Origin of the sequence: Vibrio sp. MMG023, from assembly GCF_021654215.1 — a bacterium.
GTDB lineage: Bacteria > Pseudomonadota > Gammaproteobacteria > Enterobacterales > Vibrionaceae > Vibrio > Vibrio jasicida.
This window is the reverse complement of sequence record NZ_JAKFZP010000002.1, coordinates 944,564-970,038: the sequence shown is the minus strand read 5'-3', so window position 1 is coordinate 970,038 and position 25,475 is coordinate 944,564. Positions and strand designations below refer to the sequence as shown.

Here is a 25,475-nt window from a genome sequence, read left to right as displayed (position 1 = left end):
AAGAATGGTGCCGACTACCGGAATCGAACTGGTGACCTACTGATTACAAGTCAGTTGCTCTACCTACTGAGCTAAGTCGGCGTACCGTTTTCTTTTTAACTGTTCGTGCTAAGCACCAACAATTTTAAATTGTGGTGCCCGGAGGCGGAATCGAACCACCGACACGAGGATTTTCAATCCTCTGCTCTACCGACTGAGCTATCCGGGCAACGGAGCGCTATTAAACGGATTTTCCCGCTTTGCGTCAACCACTTTTTTTAAATAATTTCAAAAAAGTGGTTGTTCGAACGCTTTTTATTCAACTGTCGAGAAAAAGTTTACCCTGCGTTAAATTCCTTTTTGAAATTTGTAACTTTTTCTAGGTATCGGCGTGCTTCAGCGTTCGGGTGTTTCTTTGTTAACGCCCAATAAACTTGATTTGGCTGTAAAGAATTTAAATCTTTCATTGCACGTTTGCGATCGGTGCGATGGAAAGTGTTCAAAACACCACCAGTTCCGCCATTGTAAGCGGAAATCATGCTGTACTCCAAAGATGTTGGATGCTGGACATCTTTCAAATAACGATTTTTTAGAATGTAAAAGTAAGCCGTTCCGGTATCAATGTTGTTCTCTGGGTTAAATAAATATTCTGGACTTGGCTGCCCAGAACGATTCTTCACTAGCTTGAATACGTCACGACCAGCCGTTTTTGGAACAACCTGCATCAAGCCATACGCATTTGCCCAACTTACCGCGTACGGGTTAAAGCTACTTTCGGTTTTGATGATGGCGTAAATCAAATCTTCAGGGATGTCGTATTTCTTCGAGGCGCGACGCACGATATCTGCATATTGGTAACTGCGTTGTGAGAAATGGTCTTCCACCATTGGAATTTCAACGTAGTAGGCTTTTTTAAAGTCAACGTCTTTGGTTTTTACTTGGTTAGCAATCAAGTAATCGGCAAAGCGATTCGCGCGCCATGACCATTGAATGGGCTTTTTGTCTTGATCAACGACCTGATTGTAAAGAAATGGCTGTCCTTCTAATTTGATCTCTTTAGAAGAGAATAGATCGACATTGGCTGGATCATCTGGAGTTAAAAGTGTCGTGATGATGGCGTTTTTCAGGTGCTTTTGTGGCTCCGTCGGAGAAACCGTTTCGATGGTTATCACACCTTTTTGGAAATCGACCTCGGCACGACTTAAGTAGTTATCGATGTATTTTACGTAATTGCTTTTACCTGCAACCTTTACCTCGCGTTGGCCCCAGCGCTTTTTGATGTTTCCTGAGAAGCTGCTGATCAACGCATCTAAAGCATCGGTGTCTTTTTCGAATTGTCCTGGCAGCTCAGCTAGGTTGTTCGCAAAGCGGTTCGTCGGCTCGTAATCAACGTCATAAATTTTTTCGACAAACTCACGGCTGCAACCTGCCATTAAAAGGGCAGTAACGACAAAGGCAATTTTTTTCATAATTATTTAGGTAGCTTTTTCGGCTCGAATACAAAAATGACATCACAAGTTTGGTTGTGATGTCATTGTTTTAAAACAAGTTTGATTTATTCGCTTGGTGGCGTGTAGCCTTCAATGTGAACCTCTTTGCCTTCGAAAAGGAAGTTCACCATTTCTGTTTCAAGCTGTTTACGGTGCTCTGGATCCATCATGTTGAGCTTCTTCTCGTTGATCAACATCGTTTGTTTCTGTTGCCATTGAGCCCAAGCTTCTTTCGAGATGTTATCGAAAATGCGTTTACCTAGTTCACCTGGGTAAAGTTGAAAGTCTAGACCTTCGCCTTCTTTCTTTAGTCGAGCACAAAAAACAGTGCGGCTCATAATGACTCCTTGCAATTAATTAACGAAGTTCGTGGGGTAGCGCTTCCAGTAGCAGTTTTACTGGCGCAGCCAAACCGACTTCTTCAGGTTTAGATAAGTTATACCAAAGACCTTTGTTACCTTCCATCACCACATTGGGTTGCTTTGACAGGTCAATCAAAATCGGCGTGATATCGAGGTGATAATGGCTGAATGTATGACGAAACGTAATCAGAGTTTCTTGATGTCTAATATCGTCAGTTTGAATACCACGTTGTTCCAGTAGTAATTCAATATCGCTCTCTACATCAATATGCTCAGTTTGTGGGAAACAAAAGAGTCCGCCCCAAATACCCGTCTGCGGTCTTTGTTCTAGCCATACTTCGTGACTATCACCATTTTTGTGATGCAGCATAACGAAACGTGTTTGCTTAACCGGTTTGTTTTTTTTCGGCTTCTTACCCGGATAATCAAGCACATTACCTTGTTTCTTTGCTATACAAAGTTCGTTGACCGGACACAAGGTGCACTTAGGCTTGCTGCGGGTACACATCATGGCACCCATATCCATCATGGCTTGATTGTACTTGTCGACGTCTGTTTGTGGCGTGTGCGTTTCTGCGATTTCCCACAATTGATTTTCGACTTTCTTTTGTCCCGGCCATCCATCAACAGCAAAGCAGCGTGAAAGCGTGCGCTTTACGTTGCCGTCCAATATCGCATGTGGTTGTTTATAGACAGAGGAGAGTACTGCGGCTGCGGTTGAACGACCAATACCCGGCAGTGCGTTCATTTGCTCAATATCTAATGGAAACTCGCCATTATATTTATGGGCGACTTCTTTAGCCGCTTTATGAAGATTGCGAGCACGTGCGTAATAACCTAAGCCGGTCCAAAGGTGCAGTACTTCATCTTGCTCAGCATTCGCGAGATCGACGACAGTCGGAAAGCGTTCTAAAAAACGCTGGTAATAAGGAATAACCGTAGTGACCTGAGTTTGCTGAAGCATGATTTCAGACAACCAGACACTATACGCGGTCTTGTTTTGTTGCCATGGAAGCTCTTTTCTTCCATATGCGTCATACCATTCTAAGATGGCGTTTGCGAAAGGTGTCACGACTTGCTCTGTATTCTATTATTGGTTAGGAGCAAAATTGCACCACAGATTGTGGTGTAAGTACAACAGATAAACTGTGGGGATATTGTGTCTGATTTGTTTGCTTTTGGGCTGCCATAGTCCGATAGCTCAACAAATACTTGCACCTAAGTGAATTCTTTGGATAATCCCCGCTTTGATTAATCAATGTGCAGGCAAAATCAATGAGTGAAGTAACCACTAACGAATACAACGAAGACGGAAAAATGATCCGTAAAATCCGCAGTTTCGTGCGTCGCGAAGGTCGTCTAACCAAGGGCCAAGAAAATGCGATGAACGAATGCTGGCCAACAATGGGTATCGATTACAAAGCAGAACTTCTTGATTGGAAAGAAGTATTTGGTAACGATAACCCAGTAGTGCTTGAGATCGGTTTTGGTATGGGCGCTTCATTGGTTGAAATGGCAAAGAACGCGCCAGAGAAAAACTTCATCGGTATTGAAGTTCATAGTCCAGGCGTTGGTGCTTGTCTTGCTGATGCACGCGAAGCGGGTATCACGAACCTACGCGTAATGTGTCACGATGCGGTAGAAGTATTCGAACACATGATCCCAAATGGTAGCCTAGCAACGCTGCAATTGTTCTTCCCAGACCCATGGCACAAAAAGCGTCACCACAAGCGTCGTATCGTACAACTTGAGTTCGCTGAAATGGTTCGCCAGAAGCTTATCCCTAACGAAGGTATCTTCCATATGGCGACTGACTGGGAAAACTACGCTGAACACATGATTGAAATCATGAACCAAGCACCTGGTTTCGAAAACATTGCAGAAGGCGGCGATTTCATCCCTCGCCCTGAAGAGCGTCCACTGACTAAGTTCGAGGCTCGTGGTCACCGTCTAGGTCACGGTGTATGGGATATTAAATTCAAGCGCACTGCATAACTAAGGAGCCAGTAGATGTACCACTACGCGATATTAGCGAATCCGGGTCACAACCGAATTTACTTTGATAGCGCAATGACCATTGCATGTTCCGAGCTAAAAGCAATTTTGGCTTCTGAAGGTGTTGAAGTGACTGAAATTGGTAACAAAGACGTCGGCTTACCTGCTGCGCTCGTGTTCTCTTGTGAAGACGCGTTAAACGATCAGCAATCCGGTAAAATTGCCGCGTCATCTATCTACTATGCGCTATTTGAAGTGCGTGAAGATGGCTTATTACGTCCGATTCAGGCGCCTGCATTCAATACTTTCCCTGAGAGCATGAGCCAGATCCTACGTTACACCGGTAAAACGAATGAACAGTTTACGCGTTTGATGGTGAACTTAGGCGTGAGTGCGTCCAATACGGATAGTGCTCAATTAACGCTGATGGATCCAATGTGTGGTAAGGGTACAACTCTGTTTGAAGGTTTGATCCACGGCTTGAATGTAGTGGGTGTGGAGATCAACCAGAAATGGGTACAAGAGATCCAAACCTTCATCGTTAAGTTTATGAAGAACGGTCGCTTCAAGCACAAAGTGAGCAAAGAAAAGCGCACTTCTGGTGGTAAGAAGGTGGCCGATGGTTTCGTGGTTGAAGCCGCGTCAGAGAAAGAAGAGTACAACAAAGGTAATCTTCAGACGATGAAGCTGTATTCAGCAGACACGCGAATTGCCGATCAAGTGGTTAAGAAGAACTCTGTTGATGTGATGGTGTCTGATTTGCCTTACGGTGTGCAACACGGTAGCAAAAACGCAAAAGACAGCAAATTGAATCGTAGCCCTCTGGAGCTGCTACAAGAAGCTCTGCCTGCATGGAAAGTGGTGCTGAAAAAGCAAGGTTCGGTCGTGCTGTCTTTCAATGAGTTCACTCTGAAATGGAAGGACGTGGCGGCATTATTTGAAGAGCAAGGGTGGAAGGTACTTTCAGAAGAGCCTTACATCGGTTATCTTCACCGTGTTGATCAGTCCATCAACCGCAACATCATTGTGGCAATAAAACCATAATCGACTTGAGTCGAATAAATTCCATGGAAAAGCCAACGTCCGCGTTGGCTTTTTTTACCTCTGAACTCAGCCATTTGGGTTCTTGTGACAAGAAGGTAGAAGATGAAACCTACAGCGCAAATTTTGACAGACATTCTAGCGGAAGTTCGCCCTTTAATTGGTCAAGGAAAAGTCGCCGATTACATTCCCGCATTGGCAAAAGTACCCAATACCAAACTGGGTATTGCGGTATACACCAATGAAGGTGAAGTGATTAAAGCGGGCGATGCAGAAGAGTCGTTTTCGATTCAGTCGATCTCAAAAGCGTTGAGCCTGACTCTGGCTATGTGCTTATACAAGCAAGAAGAGATCTGGTCTCGTGTAGGTAAAGAGCCTTCTGGTCAGGCGTTTAACTCGATGATCCAGTTAGAGATGGAGCTGGGCATCCCACGTAACCCATTCATTAACGCCGGTGCTATTGTGGTTGCTGATTTGCTGCAAAGTCGTCTCTCAGCGCCGCGTCAGCGTCTATTGGAATTTGCTCGTCAGTTATCTGGTGATACTCATATCGTGTATGACAAAGTCGTAGCGGCTTCAGAAATGATGCATGGCGACCGCAACGCTGCGATTGCTTACCTGATGCGCTCATTTGGTAACTTTGAAAACGAGGTTATTCCGGTATTGCAAAACTACTTCCATGCCTGCGCTTTAAAGATGAGTTGTGTGGACTTGGCAAAGACCTTTAGCTACTTAGCGAATAAAGGCACATCGGTACAAACGGGTAAATCAGTGGTCTCGGCGGTGCAGACAAAACAGTTGAATGCGCTATTGGCCACGTGTGGTTTGTACGATGGTGCTGGTGAATTTGCATACCGCGTTGGTATGCCGGGTAAATCTGGTGTCGGTGGTGGCATCATCGCTATTGTCCCAGGTGAGATGACGATTGCAGTATGGTCTCCGGAGCTTGATGCTTCGGGTAACTCGTTGGCAGGTACTAAAGCGCTTGAGTTACTTTCAGAGCGTATTGGTCGTTCGATTTTCTAAGGAAAAGAGACGAGAAGCGAGAACGGGTCGCGTCCTTTGGAATCGCTTCGTTTTAGAGGCTTTAGAGAAAGAAGTGTTACAACGAATAAAAGAAAGGGTTGGCGTTTGTGCGCCAGCCCTTTATTATTTATAGCAGAGACAAAGGCTGTATTGGCTTGGTCGAATATATCCATAGCCGTTTCAGCGAATCTCTCGGAGTGAAGCGTTCTTTAGGACACAGTCCGTTCCCAAATCTCGAATCTGCTCTTATTCCTCTTCCACCATAAAGGCTTCAAGCAAGTCATTCAGGAACAGCTTACCTTTCTCGGTAATTTGCCAGTGAGTCTCTGTTTCACTCAGGTAACCCATCTCAAGCGCCCAATCGATAGTCTCTTGAATTGAGCTCAACGGCAGACCTGTCGTATCGATGTAGTCTTGTTTCGGGCACGCTTCCATTAAGCGGAAACGGTTCATAAAGAACTCAAACGGACGATCTTCATCAGCCACAAGCTGTTCACTATCCAAGTACGGCTTCACCATATTTTGGTATGCCATCAGATAGCCACGCGGGTGCTTGACCTTAGTGGTGCGAACGATGCGGCCATCTGCAAAGCTCAGCTTGCCGTGTGAGCCACAACCAATGCCAAGGTAGTCACCAAAGCGCCAATAGTTCAGGTTGTGCTGGCACTGATAGCCCGGCTTGCTGTAACCAGAAATCTCGTACTGAACGTAACCTGCCGCAGCAAGTTTCTCATGCCCTTGCTCGAAGATATCCCACAAGTCATCGTCATCTGGCAGAGTCGGTGGCTTGTAGTAGAACATGGTGTTGGGCTCGATGGTCAACTGATACCAAGACAGGTGTGGCGGCGCCAACTCAATCGCTTTGTCCAAATCAGCTAAGGCTTGTTCGATGCTTTGATCAGGTAAGCCGTGCATGAGATCGAGATTAAAGCTGTTCAAACCGATTTGGTGCGCCAGCTTAGCTGCATTGACGGCTTCGTCTTGGCCGTGAATACGCCCCAAACGCTCAAGCTTCTGTTGCTCAAAGCTTTGCACACCGATAGAGATGCGTGTTACGCCAGCCCTGCGGTAACCAGCAAAGCGTTCTGCTTCGATGGTGCCTGGGTTGGCTTCCATGGTGATTTCTATTTCAGGCTTGAACGGAATACGCGCTTCAATGCCTTTAAGTAGACGCTCGATGCCTTCTGCCGAAATCAAACTCGGCGTACCACCACCAATGAAGATTGAATGCAGTGGACGTGGCGCTTCGTTAAGACGGTATTTCTCAATGTCGGTATCCAAGTCTTCAAGAAGGGCATTGATGTACTCTTCTTCTGGGATCTCGGCTTTAAGTGCGTGAGAGTTAAAGTCGCAATATGGGCACTTTTGTACACACCACGGGATGTGTACATACAAGCTCAGTGCTGGGGGCGTTAACATGGTCTAATTCGCTCGCGATTACTGAGACACTTGCTCAGACAGTTGAGCAAATAACGACTTGAGTGCTTTACCGCGGTGAGACAGTTGTTTTTTACGTGCTGGCTCAAGCTCGGCAGACGCGCAGTTGTCTTCAGGAACGAAGAAGACTGGGTCGTAGCCAAAGCCATTTTCACCGTGTGCTTCAGTTAGAATGCGACCTTCCCATTTACCGTGACAAACGATAGGGGTTGGATCGTTCTCGTGACGCATCAAAACCAATACGCAGTGGAAACGAGCGGTGCGCTCTGCTTCTGGTACGCCTTCCATTGCTTTAAGTAGTTTCTCTAGGTTCTCTTGGTCAGAGGCTTTTTCACCTGCGTAACGTGCAGAGTAAATGCCCGGAGCACCTTTCAAAAAATCGACTTCTAAGCCAGAGTCGTCCGCAATCGCAGGAAGACCCGTTTCTTGTGCTGCATGGCGAGCTTTGATGATCGCGTTTTCGATGAAAGTCGTGCCAGTTTCTGCTACTTCGGATACGTTGAATTCACTTTGCGCCAATACTTCAAAACCGAAGTCAGACAGCAGATCTGCCATCTCACGAACTTTGCCTTGGTTGCCTGTTGCTAGCACTATCTTTTTCATGGTCGTCTCTTTCTGTAGCGATAAAGGGAGAACGTAGTGTTCTCCCTGATTAAATTGGTTCTGGGGTTATGATGTTCTAAAAGCTTTTAGATCATCACAACCCAATTACTCTTCGACATAAAATTTCTGGGTGAATTTAAGCTTACCTGAGCCTTTGTTTCCAGCTTTAACGTCAATATCGAAGGTAAAAGTTTCTTCGTTGGTAATGCCAAGTTCAGCTAAGTAGTAAATCGCATTACCTTCTTTTACTTCTCGGAAGGTGAGTTTCTGCGTTTGGCCAATCAAGTTCTTCGCTTGGCCAGTGATTTTTGCGTCAACTGCTGGTTTACCTAGTGAGGCGCTGTCTAATACGCTGATGTTCACTACTGCATTATAGCCATTACGCTTGATGTCGTAGCTACGAGCGATCTTTGACGTCAGAAAGGTAGAGTTAAACGCAACATAGTGAACTTCGATGTCTTTCATGGTTTTGAACTGACCTGCCATGCTTGGTAAAGATAAAAGGCTGATCAATAGGGCGGTAATCCATTTGCTCATTATTACTTCCTCGAATCGATATTCGTTATTTAATTTGATACGAAAATCGTAAATAAAAAGCCATCAAATGATGGCTTTAATTTCGCTTGGTATTTGTATTGGAGATTCTATCCGAATTTGCTTATGACGTCCCAGTTCACCTTTTTCTATGTGAACCAAGCCCTTAGCAACTTTGAATTGTTTCGCCAAAAACTTAGTTAGGTGTGCATTCGCTTTACCATCGACAGGCGGTGCGGTGATGGCAATTTTAAGCTCTTCACCATGCAAGCCGACGACCTTGTCGCGGCTCGCTTTTGGTTGAATATAGAGTTTGAGAATGACATCCTCGCCATCGAGCCAAACGGCGGCTGACATTATAGTTGGTACCAGATTGGACCAATCACGTCACCCATTAGGAAGTTCGCGAATTGCAGACCGATAAACAATACGAGTACGCTTAAATCAAAACCACCCATCGCAGGTAGGATACGGCGAATTGGTGCGAGCATTGGTTCTGTTAATTGATGGAATACGTACTCGATTGGGCTGCGACCTTGGCTTACCCAGCTTAGAATGGCACGGATCAATAGAACCCAGAACAGCAAGCCACCAGCGGCTTTAACTAATGATAACAAACCTAGGAATAGGAAATCGGCACTGAAAGAAACCGAACCACTTGATGCAATCAGGATCAATGCAACGAACTTAAGTACGCACAGTACGTAAGCAAAAAGCACTGTCGCTAGATCGATACCACCGACAGAAGGGATGACTCGACGTAATGGCCCCACAACTGGCTGTGTTGCTTTAACGATAAACTGCGAGAATGGGTTGTAGAAATCTGCACGGGCAGCTTGCAACCAAATACGCAAAATGACGACCATGATGTACAGGTCAAATAGGGTTGAGATGAGAAAACTCATTGAATTCATAAGGTACCCTTAACAAGTAAAGAACGACACGCCCTAGTTGTGCCGTTCAGATAATTAAAACAGTTTTTCCATTTCTTCAGCGCGAGCAACCGCAGCTTGCATTGCTTTCGCCACAATATCAGACAGTTGATGTTCGTTGAACGTACGTAGCGCTTCTGCCGTTGTGCCACCTTTTGATGTCACGTTCTCGCGTAGCGTTGAAAGTTCAGTTTCTGGATTTTCCACTACCATGCTTGCAGCGCCAAGTGCTGCTTGCTGAACTAACATGCGTGCGGTGTCTTTATCGAAGCCTTGAGCAATCGCTTCAGCTTGCATCGCTTCCATAAATAGGAAGAAGTACGCCGGTGCACTGCCTGCTGCTGCAATAACGTTGTTGATGCCCGATTCTTGCCCAACCCAACACACCTTACCGCATGCTTGCATTAGTTCTGTTGCGAAGGCTTTGTCTTGTTCTGAAACAGATTCAGGCGCATATAGACCACTCATACCCAAACCAAGTTGGGATGGTGTGTTTGGCATCACGCGAACCAAGTTGAGCTTATTCGCTAACATGTCACCCAAACGTGAACAGTTGATACCTGCTGCGATAGAGATAACCAGTTTGTTGCTGAAGTCGATAGATTGCAGTGGTGTACACACTTCCTCCATCATTTGTGGCTTCACAGACAATACCACCACGTCCGCTTCCGTTGCAGCTGCGATGTTATCGCTGGTGGTACGGATACCAAAGTCTTGCTCAAGAGGCTGGCGGCGCGTCTCAGATGGCGCGGTTGCGACAATGTTTTGAGCAGGGTAGCCATTAGCGACGAGACCCGAGACAATGGCTCTCACCATGTTCCCTGCGCCGATGAAGGCAATCTTTTTATGTTCCATATGTCTGATTTCCAAATATAAATTCTTACAATTTATTGTGCGCACGGGTGTATAATCGCACCACTTTGCTCTGACTGCCCAAAGAAAGGCCGTCAGACTCAAGTTCACAGTGTCTGGCAACAATACGCTTTTATTGCTGTTTGCCGTAGTCTCGTGCGCCAAAAATAGCGGTGCCGATGCGAACCATAGTACTGCCCGCTTCTATAGCAGCATCCATGTCACCACTCATGCCCATAGAGAGCGTGTCGACATCTGGGTACTGCTGAGCTAGCTTGTGCTTAAGTTCAGATAATTGTTTGAACGCTCGCAGTTGTGATTCGTAATCTGGCACGTTAGCAGGAATCGACATCAACCCTCTTAACGTGAGGCTTGGAAGGCGAGAAATCAACTCAGCCAGCTCGAATATTTCTGCATCGTTGACGCCAGATTTAGAATCTTCACCACTGGTGTTTACTTGAATCAGCACTTGTAACGGTTTTAGCTCACTTGGGCGCTGGTCATTTAAACGTTGAGCGATCTTAGCGCGATCAATGGTGTGAACCCAATCGAAATGTTCAGCGACAGGACGTGATTTATTGGACTGAATTGGCCCAATGAAGTGCCATTCGATTCGATAATCTGGATAATGCTCGGCAAAGTGCTGAACTTTACTGACGCCCTCTTGGACGTAGTTTTCACCAAACGCCACTTGGCCTGATTGGTAGGCTTCGAGAACCGCCTCGACAGGTTTAGTTTTGCTTACTGCTAAAAGTTGCACTGACTCTGGAGAACGGCCACATTTTTGTTCGTCGTGTCGAATTTGAGAGGTGATATGTTCAATGTTTTGTTGAATACTACTCATAGCTGTACTTTAGACTTAAGGATTTTAAATGGATATCACTGAGTTACTGGATTTTAGTGTAAAACATAATGCTTCGGATCTACATCTTTCTGCAGGTGTACCACCAATGGTTCGTATTGATGGTGATGTGAGAAAACTGGGCATTCCAGCGTTTACACACCAAGAAGTGCACCGTTTGGTTTTTGAAATCATGAACGATGCGCAGCGCAGTGAATTCGAAGAAAAACTCGAAGTCGATTTCTCATTTGAATTGCACAATGTTGGCCGTTTTCGTGTCAACGCCTTCAACCAATCTCGTGGCTGTGCGGCGGTGTTCCGTACCATCCCAAGTAGCATTCCAACACTGGAAGAGCTAGAAGCGCCAGAGATCTTCAAAAAGATTGCTAACGCAGAAAAAGGTTTAGTACTGGTTACCGGTCCAACAGGTTCGGGTAAATCGACAACCTTGGCTGCCATTGTTGACTACATTAACCGTAATCACAACAAGCATATTCTTACAATTGAAGATCCTATTGAATTTGTTCACAACAACAATAAGTGTTTGATCAACCAACGTGAAGTACACCGTGATACACACAGCTTCCAAAACGCGCTGCGCAGCGCGCTGCGTGAAGACCCGGATGTGATTCTAGTTGGTGAGATGCGTGATAAAGAAACCATCAGTTTGGCGCTGACGGCTGCTGAAACGGGTCACCTTGTTTTCGGTACGCTGCACACTAGCTCGGCAGCGAAAACCATCGACCGTATTATTGACGTCTTCCCTGGTAGCGACAAAGACATGGTGCGTTCGATGCTGTCTGAATCATTGCGTTCGGTTATCGCGCAAAAACTTCTGAAACGTAACGGCGGCGGTCGAATCGCGTGTCACGAAATCATGATGGCTACGCCTGCGATCCGTAACCTTATTCGTGAAGACAAAGTCGCGCAGATGTATTCGATCATTCAGACTGGTGCGGCGCATGGTATGCAGACCATGGAGCAGAATGCTCGTCAATTGATGGCGCAAGGCATGGTATCGCGTGAAGAAGTGGATAAGAAAGTTGAAATTGAAGCGCAGCAATTCTCGTAACGAATTACTTAGGAAATAGCGAATACGGACGATGGATCTGAATAAATTTCTCGAAGGCATGTTGGCGTTAAAAGCGTCGGATCTCTACATCACTGTCGGTGCTCCGATTTTGTTTCGTGTGGATGGCGAATTGCGTCCGCAAGGCGATAAGCTGACTGAAAATGATGTCGCCTTGTTACTCGACAGTGCCATGGAACCAGAGCGACGCCAGGAGTTTCGTAAAAGCCGTGAGTCTAACTTTGCCATTGTCCGTGATTGCGGTCGTTTCCGTGTCAGTGCCTTTTTCCAACGTGAATTACCGGGAGCCGTTATTCGTCGTATTGAAACCAATATTCCGACGTTTGAGCAACTTAAGTTACCTTTGGTACTGCAAGATCTTGCTATTGCCAAGCGTGGTTTAGTGCTGGTGGTTGGTGCCACTGGTTCTGGTAAGTCGACCACTATGGCGGCGATGACGGGTTACCGCAACAGCAACAAAACGGGTCATATCCTGACGGTAGAAGACCCGATTGAATTTGTGCACGAACATAAGCGTTGCATCGTGACACAGCGTGAAGTTGGCTTAGACACCGACAGCTATGAAGTGGCGTTGAAAAACTCGTTACGTCAGGCGCCAGATATGATTTTGATTGGTGAGATCCGTAGCCGAGAAACGATGGAATACGCGATGACCTTTGCTGAGACTGGTCACTTGTGTATGGCGACACTGCACGCCAACAACGCAAACCAAGCGCTGGAGCGTATTTTGCACCTAGTGCCGAAAGATCAGAAAGATCAGTTCTTATTTGATCTGTCGATGAACTTAAAAGGTGTGGTGGGTCAGCAGTTGATCCGTGATAAGAACGGTCAGGGGCGTCATGGCGTGTTTGAGATCTTATTAAACAGTCCGCGTGTTTCTGATCTGATCCGTCGAGGTGATCTGCATGAATTGAAATCGACCATGGCTCGCTCTAACGAGTTCGGGATGTTGACCTTCGACCAATCGCTCTACAAGTTGGTGATGCAAGGTAAGATCAGCGAAGAGGATGCATTGCACAGTGCAGATTCAGCCAACGATCTGCGTTTGATGTTGAAGACGCAACGTGGTGAAGCCTTCTCTACAGGCACGCTGGCGAATGTTAAGATCGATATGGATTAATACCAATCGTAGTAAATAGCTAGTCATTCTAGCTTGTTAAAATACTCGATAACTGCGTTGCAATTTTTGATTGTAGAATAACTACTTATCGAAAAATTGCGCCTTGTTCTCAAGCATTTTCCCTACGCTATTTCTGATCACTTATTTACTGTGATTGGTATAATCGACTCCAGAAACGAAAAAGGTTGGCAGAAGCCAACCTTTTTTATTTGCGCCTGAAATGTCTACTCACCCCAAAGGTTTTCAAACCAGCTCTCAAGAATCACCACCGCGGATTGGCAGTCGATATTGCCTTTTGATAGCGCCTTGTAGCCACCCATACTGAACAGTTCTGCACGTGCTTCTGCCGTTGATAGGCGTTCATCATGCAATTCAACGGGTAAACCGTAACGACCGTGCAGACGGTTGGCGAACTTCTTCGCTCGCGGCGTGATGGTCTCTAGGTCTTTACCATGTAAGTCTGTCGGCAAACCCACCACCAATAGGTCTGGTTGCCACTCTTTAATTTGCTTTTCGATATCATCCCAGTTTGGAATGCCGTCATTCGCTTTGAATGCTTTTAGCGGTGAGGCTGTGCCTGTGACTTCTTGCCCGATGGCACTACCAATGCTCTTGGTGCCGAAATCGAAGGCCATGATTGTACGTGACATAAGGAGTCTCGAATCTAAATAAATGAAAGTGGTGGTTGTGTACGCCTTTAAGCGTGGCCAGCATCCGCGGACAGTTGACTCGGATCGATGCCAAGCTTTTCGACTGCTTTTTTCCAGCGATCGATAATCGGTGTATCGAAAATGATCTCTGGTGTTGCTTCGATGGTCAGCCAAGAGTTCTCAGCCAGCTCGGTTTCTAATTGACCCGCACTCCAGCCTGAATATCCCAGTGCTACTAAATAATCACTTGGTTCAGCCTCTGTCCCCAGTACTGACAAGATGTCTTTAGACGTAGTTACCGTCAGTTCGTCGGTCATTTGAATGCTTGATTCGTAGTAGTCTTTTGGTTTGTGCAGGATAAAACCACGATCTTCAGAAACAGGACCGCCGTTGTATACCGGTCTATCCAAGCTTGCTTCAAACAGGCGAGGGTGCACAGGTTGCACTTCGACTTGATTGAGCATGCTGCCTACCGTGATGTCGACAGGTGCGTTGATCATCAACCCCATAGCGCCTTCTTCGTTATGTTCACAGACGTAGATAACGCTATTCTGGAAGTAGGGATCTTTCATTCCCGGCATGGCAACTAAGAAATGGTTTGTGAGGTTCATTCTCATCTCGACCTTATAAGGCTATTAAAAACACTTAAGCAAACATCATGCTTTTACCCCTACGAGTATGTGCATGAGTTTGCTTAAGTTAATCCACAACGCTCTCTATTAACTGTACTACAGTTTGAGTTATTCGCCTTTGATACGACGTTCGATCGCATCCATGAGCTTACCAGTGATAGAAATATCAAATGCTGCTTCAATTTCACGAATACACGTTGGGCTGGTGACGTTGATTTCTGTTAGCTTGTCGCCAATCACGTCAAGGCCAACAAAGATAAGACCTTTTTCTTTCAATGTTGGTGCGACGGCTTGTGCGATTTTCATGTCAGTTTCACTCAGTGGACGAGCTTCACCGGTACCACCAGCAGCCAAGTTGCCGCGCGTTTCGCCTTTTGCAGGGATACGAGCTAGGCAGTAAGGCATTGGTTCACCATCAACCACAAGAATACGCTTGTCACCATTGCTGATGTCAGGTACGAAGGTTTGCGCCATTGCGTAGTTTTGGCCGTGGTTAGTCAGCGTTTCGATGATCACAGATACGTTTGGATCGTTCTCTTTTACGCGGAAGATAGATGCACCACCCATGCCATCAAGTGGTTTTAGGATCACATCACCATGCTCTTCACGAAAAGCTTTAATCTTCTCTGCTTTTCGCGTCACGATAGTAGTTGGTGTGAGTTCAGGGAACCAAGCCGTGAACAGTTTCTCGTTACAGTCGCGTAGGCTTTGTGGTTTGTTAACGATCAGTGCACCTTGTTCTTCAGCACGTTCAAGGATGTAAGTCGCGTAGATGTACTCAGTGTCGAATGGAGGATCTTTACGCATCAGAACCGCATCTAACTCAGAAAGCTCGATAGTTTGCTCTGATTTGAATTCGTACCAGCCAGTTGGATCTTCTTTTAATTCAACCACTTTGGTATCCGCAATTGCTTTACCATGGTCTAGGTGAAGATCATTCATTTCCATGTAGTGGATTTCGTAACCGCGGCGCTGCGCTTCAAGCATCATGGCAAAGCTAGAGTCTTTCTTGATGTTAATGGACGAGATTGGGTCCATAACAATACCGAGTTTGATCATTGTTTTTCTCCGTTTTAACCAAGATCGCCGAAACGAACTTGTAAGGCTGTAATTGCGGTAAGAGCCGCAGTCTCGGTGCGCAATACGCGAGGACCGAGTAGCGTTTCTTCAAATTGATGTTCGCGTGTCATGCCGATTTCTTCTGAAGATAGACCGCCTTCAGGGCCAATCAATAGCCGTACTTTTTCGACAGGCGTTGGCAGGGTATTGATTGAGTACTTCGCTCGTGGGTGAAGGTTCAGTTTTAAACCGTCGTACGCTTCTTGACACCATTCTTCCAAACTCATGATTGGACGGATCTCAGGCACGACATTGCGACCACATTGTTCACAAGCGCTCACTGCGATTTTTTGCCATTGAGCGAGTTTCTTCTCGAAGCGTTTTTGATCTAGCTTTACGCCACAACGTTCAGAGATAAGAGGTGTGATTGTATTAACACCAAGCTCAACAGACTTTTGGATCGTGAATTCCATCTTATCGCCGCGAGAAATAACCTGACCAAGATGCAGATCTAAAGGTGACTCAATGTTGCTTTCTACACGCTCGGTTAATTCAACCATCACATTCTTTTTCGTGACTTCACTAATCACGGCTGGAAATTCTGCGCCACTGCCATCGAAAAGGAGGACTTCTTGTCCCTCTTTCATGCGAAGGACTCGGCCAATGTGGCCTGCTGCATCTTCACTTAAAGCGAGTGCGCCAAGTTGTTGAATGGTTTCTGGATGATAAATTCGAGGGATACGCATCGTGTTTCGATTTCCTGCATACGCGAGTGTTTAGACACTAACATGGATGCTTTCCACCGAAAAAACAAGGGGCAAGAGGCGTTTCCATTTGCAGTAAATAGTTACGCCTCAATTAGCACAAGTTTGCCGCTGTATTTTCGAGGGGAATTACAGTGCTCGACAAGCCTCTTGTACAAATGGGTTATGGTTGCCTTGAACCTTTGAAATGCGCTCGTCACGCTCACATTCCCACTTGTCGACAGGGTAGGTTTTGTTCCACGCACTCATTAACTGAGTTTGTTGCTTAGACAGTTTGAAGCCGTACTCTTTGCTCATGTATAGGTAGGTGCGAGCAATCGAGCCACGAGCGCGGTCTGGTGGCATGACTTTACGTTGCTTGAAGTTAACCTGCATTTCACAGCGGCCATAGCTGACACCGTCCATACCATTCCACTGACTGAAATTGTAATTAGAACGATCGCCGTTCACTTCCCCAATAGCTGGTGTCAGGTTATGAAGGTCGGCTTCCATTGATTTGAAAACTTTGTCGTTTCTTGTGCAGTTTTTGCGTCCGCCATCTTGCCAGCACTGACGCTGGTGGCCGAATTGCCAAGCTGGGACCACGTGCTCCCACTCGATACGAGAAGCACGTTTTTCTTGTTTACGCACTTGGTAGCCACAAGAAGCAAGGTCCGGTACACCTTTCTTACCTTGCCAGTTGATATCACAGCCACAGTAGAAACTGGTTGGGTGATCTTTGTATATTTTAACCGCTTCACGTTTTGCCGCAGAGAAAGAGGTCGGTGGCGCAGCAATTACGGCACTAGAAAGCGCAAACAGGAATAAAGAGAACAGGTATTTCATGATTAAAGTCTTTATAAAGTATGACTTTATTCATTCTAACACGCAGAAATTAGCTTTAGTGATGAGTGTGTTAACAATAATGGGCAAAAAGAAGCCGTTTGAGAACGACAATCTCTGTTTTAGGAATCTGAATATTTCTATTGAGGAGAGTTAAGAGAGCTGAGTGCCAGTGAAGCTTAATGGTTTTCGACACTTTTGGCAGGAATAGACGGCCTCTTTACGCATGACTTTATTGTGGCGTCGAATTGAGAGCGGATAGGCGGTGCAAGCGCAGCGGTACTCAAAGGTCTTACCTTGCACAGAGGCGATATCGAAGCTGTGAGTTGTTTTAGCTGGCACGTTAAAAATGGCTTCCATCACACCTTGCCATTCTTTACCGTGAGGGCGAACACGACCGTATACTTGGTACGTAATGAGATGCGCTACTTCATGTGGTATCACTTCTTTTAGAAAAGCTTGCGGGTTTTCTTTAAAAAGCTTTGGATTTAGACGAACTTCATTCAATTGCAGATAAGCTTTGCCTGCCGCTTTACCACGAACATTAAATGTGACTGCGGGCATCGGAAAAGAACGTTTGAATGCTTGCTCCGCCTTCGTGATGCAAACTGCCATCACTTGTTTGGCTTTGTAGCTCAGCTCTATATCCACACTTACCTCATTATATTTAATAAAAAGCCCCCGCGTTTGCGAGGGCAGGATCATAACATCAGTTTTCTAAGGCGTGTGTTTTTTCTTGATCGTTGCATGGTAAGCATGCCAAGTACCATAACCGAGGATTGGCATGGTGAAGAGCATACCTATGCCGTACGTTGCAAAGCCAATTAAGATACCGCCACAAATGATGGCTGCCCATACGATCATCGCAGGAATGTTCGACTTCACAGCGTTAAAGCTGGTAAAGACGGCGGTCATCATGTCTACACGCCTTTCCATCATTAAAGGAATAGAAAAAGCAGAAATACTGAACACGATGCACGCTAATACCAAGCCAACTAGAGAGCCAATCACTAGGAAAGGCAAGAAGTCAGTCAGTGGCGCGCCTTGAACGGACGGATAAAGTGCATGAAGCAGAGCGGCAATTCGCATCCAGAAAATCATACATACCGCGAGCATTACAGCGAATGCCCATTGAGAAGTCGAATTTCGTCCAATGGCTTTCATTGAATGGAACAAGCTTTGTTTGTGTCCACGCTCTCTCTCCCAACTGGCGTCATATAAGCCTAGTGCTAGGAATGGGCCGATTAGCATGTAGACAATCAGACTCGGCATCACCACTAAGTGTGTGCCTTGCCATTGAACCAGAAGCACGATACCAATAGCGGCGGCCATAAAGCAGATGCCGTAAAAGGCACTAATGACTGGCATACGAACGAAATCGTGCAGACCCAGTGAGAGCCAATGGAATGGGGCCGAAAGATTCACGGTATTGCACGGAATGGTTCTGGCATATTCGTTATCTGGGACTTCCTTTCGTTTATTTTGGAAGTCAGACGGATTCACGGTACGAGGCATAACTCCTCCTTGATTTATTCCCACGGTGGCACCTAGGCCATAAAGGATGCCTGACTGACGTTTTCATTACTTTTTTCATCACGTGAGTCCGCACCTTATCTCTATACGTTATATGCATCGGAAAGTGCATTTAACATTATGTTAACTATTGGCGGAGTTAGGGCAATTTACAAATAAATGCTGAATTTTTGTTCAAGAAAGAGATAGGAAAGAAAAAGGGAGGAGGGAATAAAAAGCCCCCGCCAAAGGCGAGGGCTTTATCGATTCTTGTGTGGCTCGATTACTTGATGCCAGCGAAATCGCGTAGGATAGCTGCTTTATCTGTAGCTTCCCATGGGAACTCTTCGCGACCGAAGTGACCGTATGCTGCTGTCTGCTTGTAGATAGGTTGAAGCAGGTTAAGCATTTCTTGTAGGCCGTATGGACGTAGGTCGAAGTTTTGACGAACCGCTTCAATGATGATTTCGTGTGATACTTTCTCAGTACCGAACGTTTCAACCATGATAGACGTTGGATCAGCAACACCGATAGCGTATGAAAGTTGGATTTCACAACGGTCAGCCATGCCAGCTGCTACGATGTTTTTCGCTACGTAACGTGCCGCGTAAGCTGCTGAGCGGTCTACTTTCGATGGATCTTTACCTGAGAATGCACCACCACCGTGACGAGCTGCACCGCCGTAAGTATCTACGATGATTTTACGACCAGTTAGACCACAGTCACCCATTGGACCACCGATAACGAAGCGACCGGTTGGGTTGATGAAGAAGTTAGTGTCTTTAGTGATCCACTCTGAAGGCAATACTGGCTTGATGATCTCTTCCATCACTGCTTCACGTAGGTCTGGTGTTGTTACTGAATCACAGTGCTGAGTCGAAAGAACAACCGCATCAATACCAACAATCTTGCCTTGGTCGTATTGGAACGTTACTTGAGATTTCGCATCTGGACGAAGGAAGTCTAGTTTACCGCTCTTACGAACTTCAGCTTGCTTCTTAACAAGTAGGTGAGAGTATGTAATTGGAGCTGGCATTAGGATTTCAGTTTCGTTTGTTGCGTAACCGAACATGATGCCTTGGTCGCCGGCGCCTTGCTCTTTAGGGTCTGCTTTATCAACACCTTGGTTGATGTCTGGAGACTGCTTACCGATGGTGTTTAGAACCGCACACGAGTTCGCGTCGAAGCCCATATCAGAGTGAACGTAACCAATTTCACGAACAGTTTCACGAGTGATTTCTTCAATATCAACCCATGCCGACGTTGTTACTTCGCCGCCAACCATAACCATGCCGGTTTTAACGTAAGTCTCACAAGCAACACGTGCTTTTGGGTCTTGCTCAAGAATTGCATCAAGAACTGCGTCAGAGATTTGGTCTGCGATTTTATCTGGATGACCTTCTGATACCGACTCAGAAGTGAACAGGTGCTTAGCCATGATAGCTCCAATCTTAAGGTTTACTCATGGCCAACTAACGCAAGCTTGCCACGAAAAATACAATACAGTTTGTAGGTGTTTCTACATCTAGACGTCTATTTTAAATTGCCGTGTTCGAATTACAAGTTCTTTTTCCAATCCAATTCATCTGACTTATTACCCAATCGTTTGCTTGAAGGGTGATGAATTTATAGAAAAATGCAGACAATCAGCGAAAAGATTGAGTTAAAACCTCAAAAATGGTGAGTAAAACGTTTGCAGTCAGAATTTGGCTCTGAGAGAATATTGCGGCGCTTTTATCCCTTCTTAGTAAGATAAAAGCGCCCACATTCCTTTATCAATTCGCTTAATGCACTCAGGAGCAGACATGTCTTCTCGTAAACATCTGGCAAATGCAATCCGCGCTCTTAGCATGGATGGTGTTCAACAAGCTAACTCTGGCCACCCAGGCGCACCTATGGGTATGGCTGATATCGCTGAAGTTCTTTGGCGTTCTCACCTAAACCACAACCCAGCTAACCCAGAGTGGGCAGACCGCGACCGTTTCGTACTGTCTAACGGCCACGGCTCTATGCTTATTTACTCTCTACTGCACCTGAGCGGTTACGAGCTGTCTATCGACGATCTTAAAAACTTCCGTCAGCTTCACTCTAAGACTCCTGGTCACCCAGAGTACGGCTACGCACCAGGTATCGAAACAACGACTGGTCCTCTAGGTCAAGGCATCACCAACGCGGTTGGTATGGCAATGGCTGAGAAAGCGCTAGCGGCACAGTTCAATAAAGAAGGTCACGACATCGTTGACCACTTTACTTACGTGTTCATGGGCGATGGCTGTCTAATGGAAGGTATCTCGCACGAGGCTTGTTCTCTTGCTGGTACACTAGGCCTTGGCAAACTGATCGCATTCTGGGATGACAACGGCATTTCTATCGACGGTCACGTAGAAGGTTGGTTCTCTGATGACACTCCTAAGCGTTTTGAATCTTACGGCTGGCACGTAATCCCTGCTGTAGATGGTCACGATTCTGAAGCGATCAATGCTGCTATTGAAGCGGCAAAAGCAGACCCTCGTCCTACGCTGATCTGTACTAAAACCATCATCGGTTTTGGTTCTCCAAACAAATCAGGTTCACACGACTGTCACGGTGCGCCACTAGGTGCAGACGAAATCGCAGCAGCACGTGAGTTCCTAGGTTGGGAACACCCAGCATTTGAAATTCCAGCAGACGTATACGCTGAGTGGGATGCAAAACCAGCAGGTTCTGAGAAAGAAGCAGCTTGGAATGCGAAGTTTGAAGCATACGCAGCGGCTTACCCAGCAGAAGCGGCAGAGCTTAAACGTCGTTTAAACGGCGAACTTCCTGCAGAGTGGGAAGAAAAAGCGAGCCAAATTATTGCGGATCTTCAATCTAATCCAGCGAACATTGCATCACGTAAAGCATCTCAAAATGCTCTAGAAGCGTTTGGTCAAATGCTTCCAGAATTCATGGGCGGCTCTGCTGACCTAGCGCCTTCTAACCTAACCATGTGGTCAGGTTCTAAGTCTCTAGAAGCGAACGACTTCTCTGGTAACTACATCCACTATGGTGTACGTGAATTCGGTATGACTGCGATCATGAACGGTATCGCGCTACACGGTGGTTTCGTTCCTTACGGCGCAACATTCCTAATGTTTATGGAATACGCTCGTAACGCTATGCGTATGGCTGCTCTGATGAAAGTTCAGAACATCCAAGTTTACACGCACGACTCTATCGGCCTTGGCGAAGATGGCCCAACTCACCAACCGGTTGAGCAAATGGCTTCACTACGTCTGACTCCAAACATGAGTACATGGCGTCCATGTGACCAAGTTGAATCTGCAGTAGCATGGAAACTGGCGATTGAGCGTAAAGATGCGCCAACTGCACTTATCTTCTCTCGTCAAAACCTAGCGCAACAAGATCGTGATGCTGCGCAAGTTGCGAACATCGCAAAAGGTGCTTACATCCTGAAAGACAGCGATGGTAAGCCTGAGCTAATCCTAATCGCGACAGGTTCTGAAGTTGAGCTAGTAGTGAAAGCTGCTGAGCAATTAACGGCTGAAGGTAAGAAAGTACGCGTTGTTTCAATGCCATCAACAGATGCATTCGACAAGCAAGACGCTGCTTACCGTGAATCTGTACTACCATCAGACGTAACGGCACGTATCGCGGTAGAAGCGGGTATTGCTGACTTCTGGTACAAGTACGTTGGTTTCGACGGCCGCATCATAGGTATGACAACCTTCGGTGAGTCTGCGCCGGCTGACCAGCTGTTTGAAATGTTTGGTTTCACTGTAGAAAACGTAGTGAACACAGCACAAGAATTGCTAGCGTAATTTCGCGTTATAAATGAAAAACCGAGCGTTAATGCTCGGTTTTTTTGTGCCTATTCAAATTCTTTTCCCCAGTTGTCTCTCTCCTTGTGCCCACATTCCTTACAAGTGACATAGCGATCCATATCGTAATAGTGGCCGCCATTTAGCAAGGTATGAGCCCAAAGTTTTAACGTTCCAAGAATCGATTTATCCGTATCATAACGACTTGGCTTACGGACCAGCACTTCAGAGTGTGGTGTTTCTCTATTGCATCGCTGACAAAAGTGAGCAGCGGGAAAACCTGACATACGCATTTCCTTTTGGTGATCAAACAAGGAGTTAAAGTGCCAAGTGAAATACGCGAGGTCAGAAATGAATATATTGGCAATGTGAATGTATCGTGAAGTGAAAAGATAGTTTACCGCGAGTGAGATCACTTACTTAATGCGTTCTGCCTTCGTATCAGGTACTATCTGTGACACGAATTTTTGGTGAGGCGAGGGAGAAATGCTAAAGGTTGCGATCAATGGATTTGGACGTATCGGTCGTAATGTACTGCGAGCAGTATATGAGAGCGGTAAACACCAACAAATTAAGGTTGTCGCTGTTAATGAGCTTGCACAACCAGAAGCAATGGCCCATCTTCTGCAATATGACACCAGTCATGGCCGCTTCGGAAAGAAAATCTCTCACGATCAAGAGCATCTTTATGTTCATCATGATAGTGGTGAATATGACCCCATTCGAATCCTTCACCTCGCTGAAATCGACCTGTTGCCATGGCGCGATCTAGAGGTCGATATTGTCTTAGACTGCACTGGCGTATTTGGCTCACAAGCGGATGGCTTAGCTCATATTGAAGCAGGTGCAGAGAAAGTCCTGTTTTCTCACCCTGGTGCAAATGACCTCGACAACACCATCATTTATGGCGTGAACCATGAAACGCTAAAAGGCGAGCATCGCATTGTTTCTAATGGCTCGTGTACGACGAATTGTATCGTTCCTATCATTAAAGTCTTAGATGAAGCCTTTGGCATTGAGTCGGGCACCATTACTACTATCCATTCATCAATGAACGATCAGCAGGTGATTGACGCTTATCATAATGATTTACGTCGTACTCGTGCTGCCAGTCAATCCATCATTCCTGTCGATACTAAGTTGCATAAGGGAATTGAAAGAATCTTCCCGAAATTTTCCAACAAATTCGAAGCCATTTCGGTTCGAGTTCCGACAGTTAACGTCACCGCGATGGATTTAAGTGTCACAATTAGTACAAATGTGAAAGTTAATGACGTAAATCAAACCATTGTTAACGCATCTCAGTGTACATTACGTAACATTGTTGACTATACTGAATCGCCGCTCGTTTCCATCGACTTTAACCATGATCCCCACAGTGCCATTGTGGATGGAACTCAGACTCGAGTGAGCAACGGGCAACTCGTAAAAATGCTTGTTTGGTGCGATAACGAATGGGGCTTTGCTAACCGGATGCTGGATACCGCTTTAGCAATGCAAGCTTCTTCACAAGTGGAGCCTTAATGGTGAGGAAGCGATGGAGAAATTTTTTATTTTAAGCCTTGAAATAAATCTGACGTATCTCCATATCAATAACCAGTTTGAAGAATTAACGGGCTTGGCAGGATTGCCGAGTTTTTAAAAACTTTAATTATTTAATATTTGAGAGGACACATCATGTCTGTAATCAAGATGACTGACCTGGATCTTGCAGGTAAACGTGTATTTATCCGTGCTGACCTAAACGTGCCAGTAAAAGACGGTAAAGTAACTTCTGATGCACGTATCATCGCATCTCTTCCAACTATCAAGCACTGTCTAGAAGCAGGCGCTAAAGTAATGGTTACTTCTCACCTAGGTCGCCCAACTGAAGGTGAATACGCTGAAGAGTTCTCTCTACAACCAGTAGTTAACTACCTAAACGACGCACTAGATTGCGAAGTTAAACTAGCGAAAGATTACCTAAACGGTCTAGAACTAAACGCTGGTGAGCTAGTTGTTCTTGAAAACGTTCGCTTTAACAAAGGCGAGAAGAAAAACGAAGAAGAACTGTCTAAGCAATACGCTGCTCTATGTGACATCTTCGTAATGGACGCATTCGGTACAGCTCACCGTGCACAAGCATCTACTCACGGTGTAGGCATGCACGCAGACGTAGCATGTGCGGGTCCTCTACTAGCTAACGAACTAGAAGCACTAGGTAAAGCAATGGACAAGCCTGCTCGTCCAATGGTTGCGATCGTAGGTGGTTCAAAAGTTTCTACTAAGCTAACGGTTCTTGAGTCTCTATCTAAAATCGCTGACCAACTAGTTGTTGGTGGTGGTATTGCTAACACATTCATCGCAGCTGCTGGCCACAACGTTGGTAAGTCTCTATACGAAGCAGACCTAGTTGAAACAGCTAAGAAGCTAATGGACGAGTGTGCAATTCCAGTAGCAACTGACGTTGCATGTGCGAAAGCATTCGACGAGAACGCAGAAGCTGAAATCAAGCACGTTTCTGAAGTACAAGACGACGACATGATCTTCGACCTTGGTCCAGATTCAACTGCTGAACTAGCAGAAATTTTGAAGAACGCTAAGACTATCCTATGGAACGGTCCAGTAGGCGTATTCGAATTCAAGAACTTTGAAGCAGGTACTAAAGGTATCTCTGACGCTATCGCATCTTCTGAAGGCTTCTCTGTTGCAGGTGGTGGTGACACGCTAGCGGCTATCGACAAGTTCGGTATCAAAGCTGACGTATCTTACATCTCTACTGGCGGCGGCGCTTTCCTTGAGTTCGTAGAAGGTAAAGTTCTTCCAGCAGTTGAAATGCTAGAAGCACGCGCTAAGTAATATTCAGTAAAGCGGGAGTTCTCTCCCGCTTTCTTGTTTGCTGCAACGCGAGAGGAACTCTGCTAAAATAGCCTCAGTTGTGAGCAAACGTTTGCA

The 25,475-nt window shown here is 45.8% G+C and carries 27 protein-coding genes and 2 tRNA genes; 8 read left to right on the top strand and 21 right to left on the bottom strand.

The genetic code is table 11. The features are described from left to right. Positions 1 to 5 precede the first annotated feature (5 nt). The 5 genes from L1076_RS09615 to mutY all read right to left on the bottom strand — a co-directional run bounded on the left by L1076_RS09615 (position 6) and on the right by mutY (position 2,903). Positions 6 to 81, bottom strand: a tRNA-Thr gene (locus L1076_RS09615). Positions 82 to 132: 51 nt separating this feature from the next. Next, positions 133 to 208, bottom strand: a tRNA-Phe gene (locus L1076_RS09610). Positions 209 to 317: 109 nt separating this feature from the next. Then, complete coding sequence (mltC, locus tag L1076_RS09605) at positions 318 to 1,448, bottom strand: membrane-bound lytic murein transglycosylase MltC (protein WP_045405473.1); 1,131 nt, start codon at positions 1,446 to 1,448, stop codon at positions 318 to 320. A gap of 86 nt (positions 1,449 to 1,534) precedes the next feature. Then, positions 1,535 to 1,807, bottom strand: a complete 273-nt coding sequence (locus L1076_RS09600; protein WP_005436530.1) for an oxidative damage protection protein — start codon at positions 1,805 to 1,807, stop codon at positions 1,535 to 1,537. 19 nt (positions 1,808 to 1,826) lie between these two features. After that, positions 1,827 to 2,903, bottom strand: coding sequence for an A/G-specific adenine glycosylase (mutY, locus tag L1076_RS09595; protein WP_045494124.1), 1,077 nt, complete (start codon positions 2,901 to 2,903; stop codon positions 1,827 to 1,829). 203 nt (positions 2,904 to 3,106) lie between these two features. Here mutY and trmB point away from each other — a divergent pair, with 203 nt between their 5' ends. The 3 genes from trmB to glsB all read left to right on the top strand — a co-directional run bounded on the left by trmB (position 3,107) and on the right by glsB (position 5,893). Further along, positions 3,107 to 3,826, top strand: a complete 720-nt coding sequence (trmB, locus tag L1076_RS09590) for a tRNA (guanosine(46)-N7)-methyltransferase TrmB (RefSeq protein ID WP_042606429.1) — start codon at positions 3,107 to 3,109, stop codon at positions 3,824 to 3,826. 15 nt (positions 3,827 to 3,841) lie between these two features. Further along, positions 3,842 to 4,870, top strand: coding sequence for a DNA methylase (locus L1076_RS09585; RefSeq protein ID WP_045405475.1), 1,029 nt, complete (start codon positions 3,842 to 3,844; stop codon positions 4,868 to 4,870). Positions 4,871 to 4,972: 102 nt separating this feature from the next. Beyond that, entirely contained in the window at positions 4,973 to 5,893 is a 921-nt protein-coding gene (glsB, locus tag L1076_RS09580; RefSeq protein WP_038873199.1) for a glutaminase B, read from the top strand. 246 nt (positions 5,894 to 6,139) lie between these two features. Here the strand turns inward: glsB and hemW are convergent, their stop codons facing one another. The 7 genes from hemW to L1076_RS09545 all read right to left on the bottom strand — a co-directional run bounded on the left by hemW (position 6,140) and on the right by L1076_RS09545 (position 11,095). After that, a complete protein-coding gene (gene hemW, locus L1076_RS09575; protein ID WP_237303540.1) occupies positions 6,140 to 7,312 on the bottom strand; it encodes a radical SAM family heme chaperone HemW in 1,173 nt (390 codons plus the stop codon). Positions 7,313 to 7,330: 18 nt separating this feature from the next. Beyond that, the gene (locus L1076_RS09570; RefSeq protein WP_009697579.1) at positions 7,331 to 7,933 is read right to left on the bottom strand and encodes an XTP/dITP diphosphatase; all 603 of its coding nucleotides are present in this window, start codon (positions 7,931 to 7,933) and stop codon (positions 7,331 to 7,333) included. Between the two features lie 105 nt (positions 7,934 to 8,038). After that, entirely contained in the window at positions 8,039 to 8,470 is a 432-nt protein-coding gene (locus tag L1076_RS09565; protein ID WP_038873192.1) for a DUF4426 domain-containing protein, read from the bottom strand. 63 nt (positions 8,471 to 8,533) lie between these two features. Then, positions 8,534 to 8,824 (bottom strand): DUF167 family protein YggU, encoded by a 291-nt coding sequence (gene yggU, locus L1076_RS09560; RefSeq protein ID WP_038873189.1) that lies wholly within the window; start codon positions 8,822 to 8,824, stop codon positions 8,534 to 8,536. Then, positions 8,824 to 9,381 (bottom strand): YggT family protein, encoded by a 558-nt coding sequence (locus L1076_RS09555; RefSeq protein ID WP_038873187.1) that lies wholly within the window; start codon positions 9,379 to 9,381, stop codon positions 8,824 to 8,826. The genes yggU and L1076_RS09555 overlap by 1 nt, the downstream gene beginning before the upstream one ends. A 54-nt stretch (positions 9,382 to 9,435) precedes the next feature. Then, complete coding sequence (gene proC, locus L1076_RS09550) at positions 9,436 to 10,254, bottom strand: pyrroline-5-carboxylate reductase (protein WP_237303539.1); 819 nt, start codon at positions 10,252 to 10,254, stop codon at positions 9,436 to 9,438. Between the two features lie 130 nt (positions 10,255 to 10,384). Beyond that, a complete protein-coding gene (locus L1076_RS09545) occupies positions 10,385 to 11,095 on the bottom strand; it encodes a YggS family pyridoxal phosphate-dependent enzyme (protein WP_237303538.1) in 711 nt (236 codons plus the stop codon). Positions 11,096 to 11,123: 28 nt separating this feature from the next. On the opposite strand from L1076_RS09545, the gene L1076_RS09540 reads away from it, so the two are divergent. Both L1076_RS09540 and L1076_RS09535 read left to right on the top strand, forming a co-directional pair. Beyond that, positions 11,124 to 12,164, top strand: a complete 1,041-nt coding sequence (locus tag L1076_RS09540) for a type IV pilus twitching motility protein PilT (protein ID WP_038873181.1) — start codon at positions 11,124 to 11,126, stop codon at positions 12,162 to 12,164. A gap of 31 nt (positions 12,165 to 12,195) precedes the next feature. Continuing rightward, positions 12,196 to 13,302: a PilT/PilU family type 4a pilus ATPase gene (locus tag L1076_RS09535; protein WP_103412677.1), complete on the top strand. Its 1,107-nt coding sequence runs from the start codon at positions 12,196 to 12,198 to the stop codon at positions 13,300 to 13,302. 224 nt (positions 13,303 to 13,526) lie between these two features. On the opposite strand, the gene ruvX is transcribed toward L1076_RS09535, so the two are convergent. The 8 genes from ruvX to metK all read right to left on the bottom strand — a co-directional run bounded on the left by ruvX (position 13,527) and on the right by metK (position 20,179). Continuing rightward, positions 13,527 to 13,952 carry a Holliday junction resolvase RuvX gene (ruvX, locus tag L1076_RS09530; protein WP_038892069.1) on the bottom strand — a complete coding sequence of 142 codons (426 nt, stop codon included), beginning with the start codon at positions 13,950 to 13,952 and terminating at the stop codon, positions 13,527 to 13,529. A gap of 47 nt (positions 13,953 to 13,999) precedes the next feature. Then, positions 14,000 to 14,563, bottom strand: a complete 564-nt coding sequence (locus tag L1076_RS09525; protein WP_038892068.1) for a YqgE/AlgH family protein — start codon at positions 14,561 to 14,563, stop codon at positions 14,000 to 14,002. Between the two features lie 129 nt (positions 14,564 to 14,692). Continuing rightward, positions 14,693 to 15,643 carry a glutathione synthase gene (gene gshB / locus L1076_RS09520; protein WP_237303537.1) on the bottom strand — a complete coding sequence of 317 codons (951 nt, stop codon included), beginning with the start codon at positions 15,641 to 15,643 and terminating at the stop codon, positions 14,693 to 14,695. 14 nt (positions 15,644 to 15,657) lie between these two features. After that, positions 15,658 to 16,389 (bottom strand): 16S rRNA (uracil(1498)-N(3))-methyltransferase, encoded by a 732-nt coding sequence (gene rsmE, locus L1076_RS09515; RefSeq protein WP_038868134.1) that lies wholly within the window; start codon positions 16,387 to 16,389, stop codon positions 15,658 to 15,660. A gap of 147 nt (positions 16,390 to 16,536) precedes the next feature. Next, positions 16,537 to 17,232 (bottom strand): deoxyribonuclease I, encoded by a 696-nt coding sequence (endA, locus tag L1076_RS09510; protein WP_038881140.1) that lies wholly within the window; start codon positions 17,230 to 17,232, stop codon positions 16,537 to 16,539. Positions 17,233 to 17,382: 150 nt separating this feature from the next. Further along, the gene (locus L1076_RS09505; protein WP_038868139.1) at positions 17,383 to 17,880 is read right to left on the bottom strand and encodes a SprT family zinc-dependent metalloprotease; all 498 of its coding nucleotides are present in this window, start codon (positions 17,878 to 17,880) and stop codon (positions 17,383 to 17,385) included. A 66-nt stretch (positions 17,881 to 17,946) separates the two neighbouring features. After that, positions 17,947 to 18,744 carry a DUF2189 domain-containing protein gene (locus L1076_RS09500; protein ID WP_237303536.1) on the bottom strand — a complete coding sequence of 266 codons (798 nt, stop codon included), beginning with the start codon at positions 18,742 to 18,744 and terminating at the stop codon, positions 17,947 to 17,949. Positions 18,745 to 19,024: 280 nt separating this feature from the next. Continuing rightward, positions 19,025 to 20,179, bottom strand: coding sequence for a methionine adenosyltransferase (metK, locus tag L1076_RS09495; RefSeq protein ID WP_005436492.1), 1,155 nt, complete (start codon positions 20,177 to 20,179; stop codon positions 19,025 to 19,027). 367 nt (positions 20,180 to 20,546) lie between these two features. Between metK and tkt the strand changes: the two genes are divergently transcribed. Further along, positions 20,547 to 22,541: a transketolase gene (gene tkt, locus L1076_RS09490; protein ID WP_038881148.1), complete on the top strand. Its 1,995-nt coding sequence runs from the start codon at positions 20,547 to 20,549 to the stop codon at positions 22,539 to 22,541. Between the two features lie 50 nt (positions 22,542 to 22,591). On the opposite strand, the gene L1076_RS09485 is transcribed toward tkt, so the two are convergent. Next, positions 22,592 to 22,828: a hypothetical protein gene (locus L1076_RS09485; protein WP_038870340.1), complete on the bottom strand. Its 237-nt coding sequence runs from the start codon at positions 22,826 to 22,828 to the stop codon at positions 22,592 to 22,594. 199 nt (positions 22,829 to 23,027) lie between these two features. On the opposite strand from L1076_RS09485, the gene epd reads away from it, so the two are divergent. Beyond that, positions 23,028 to 24,065, top strand: coding sequence for an erythrose-4-phosphate dehydrogenase (epd, locus tag L1076_RS09480; protein ID WP_038870338.1), 1,038 nt, complete (start codon positions 23,028 to 23,030; stop codon positions 24,063 to 24,065). A gap of 153 nt (positions 24,066 to 24,218) precedes the next feature. Then, positions 24,219 to 25,379, top strand: coding sequence for a phosphoglycerate kinase (locus tag L1076_RS09475; protein WP_038870336.1), 1,161 nt, complete (start codon positions 24,219 to 24,221; stop codon positions 25,377 to 25,379). Positions 25,380 to 25,475 lie beyond the last annotated feature (96 nt).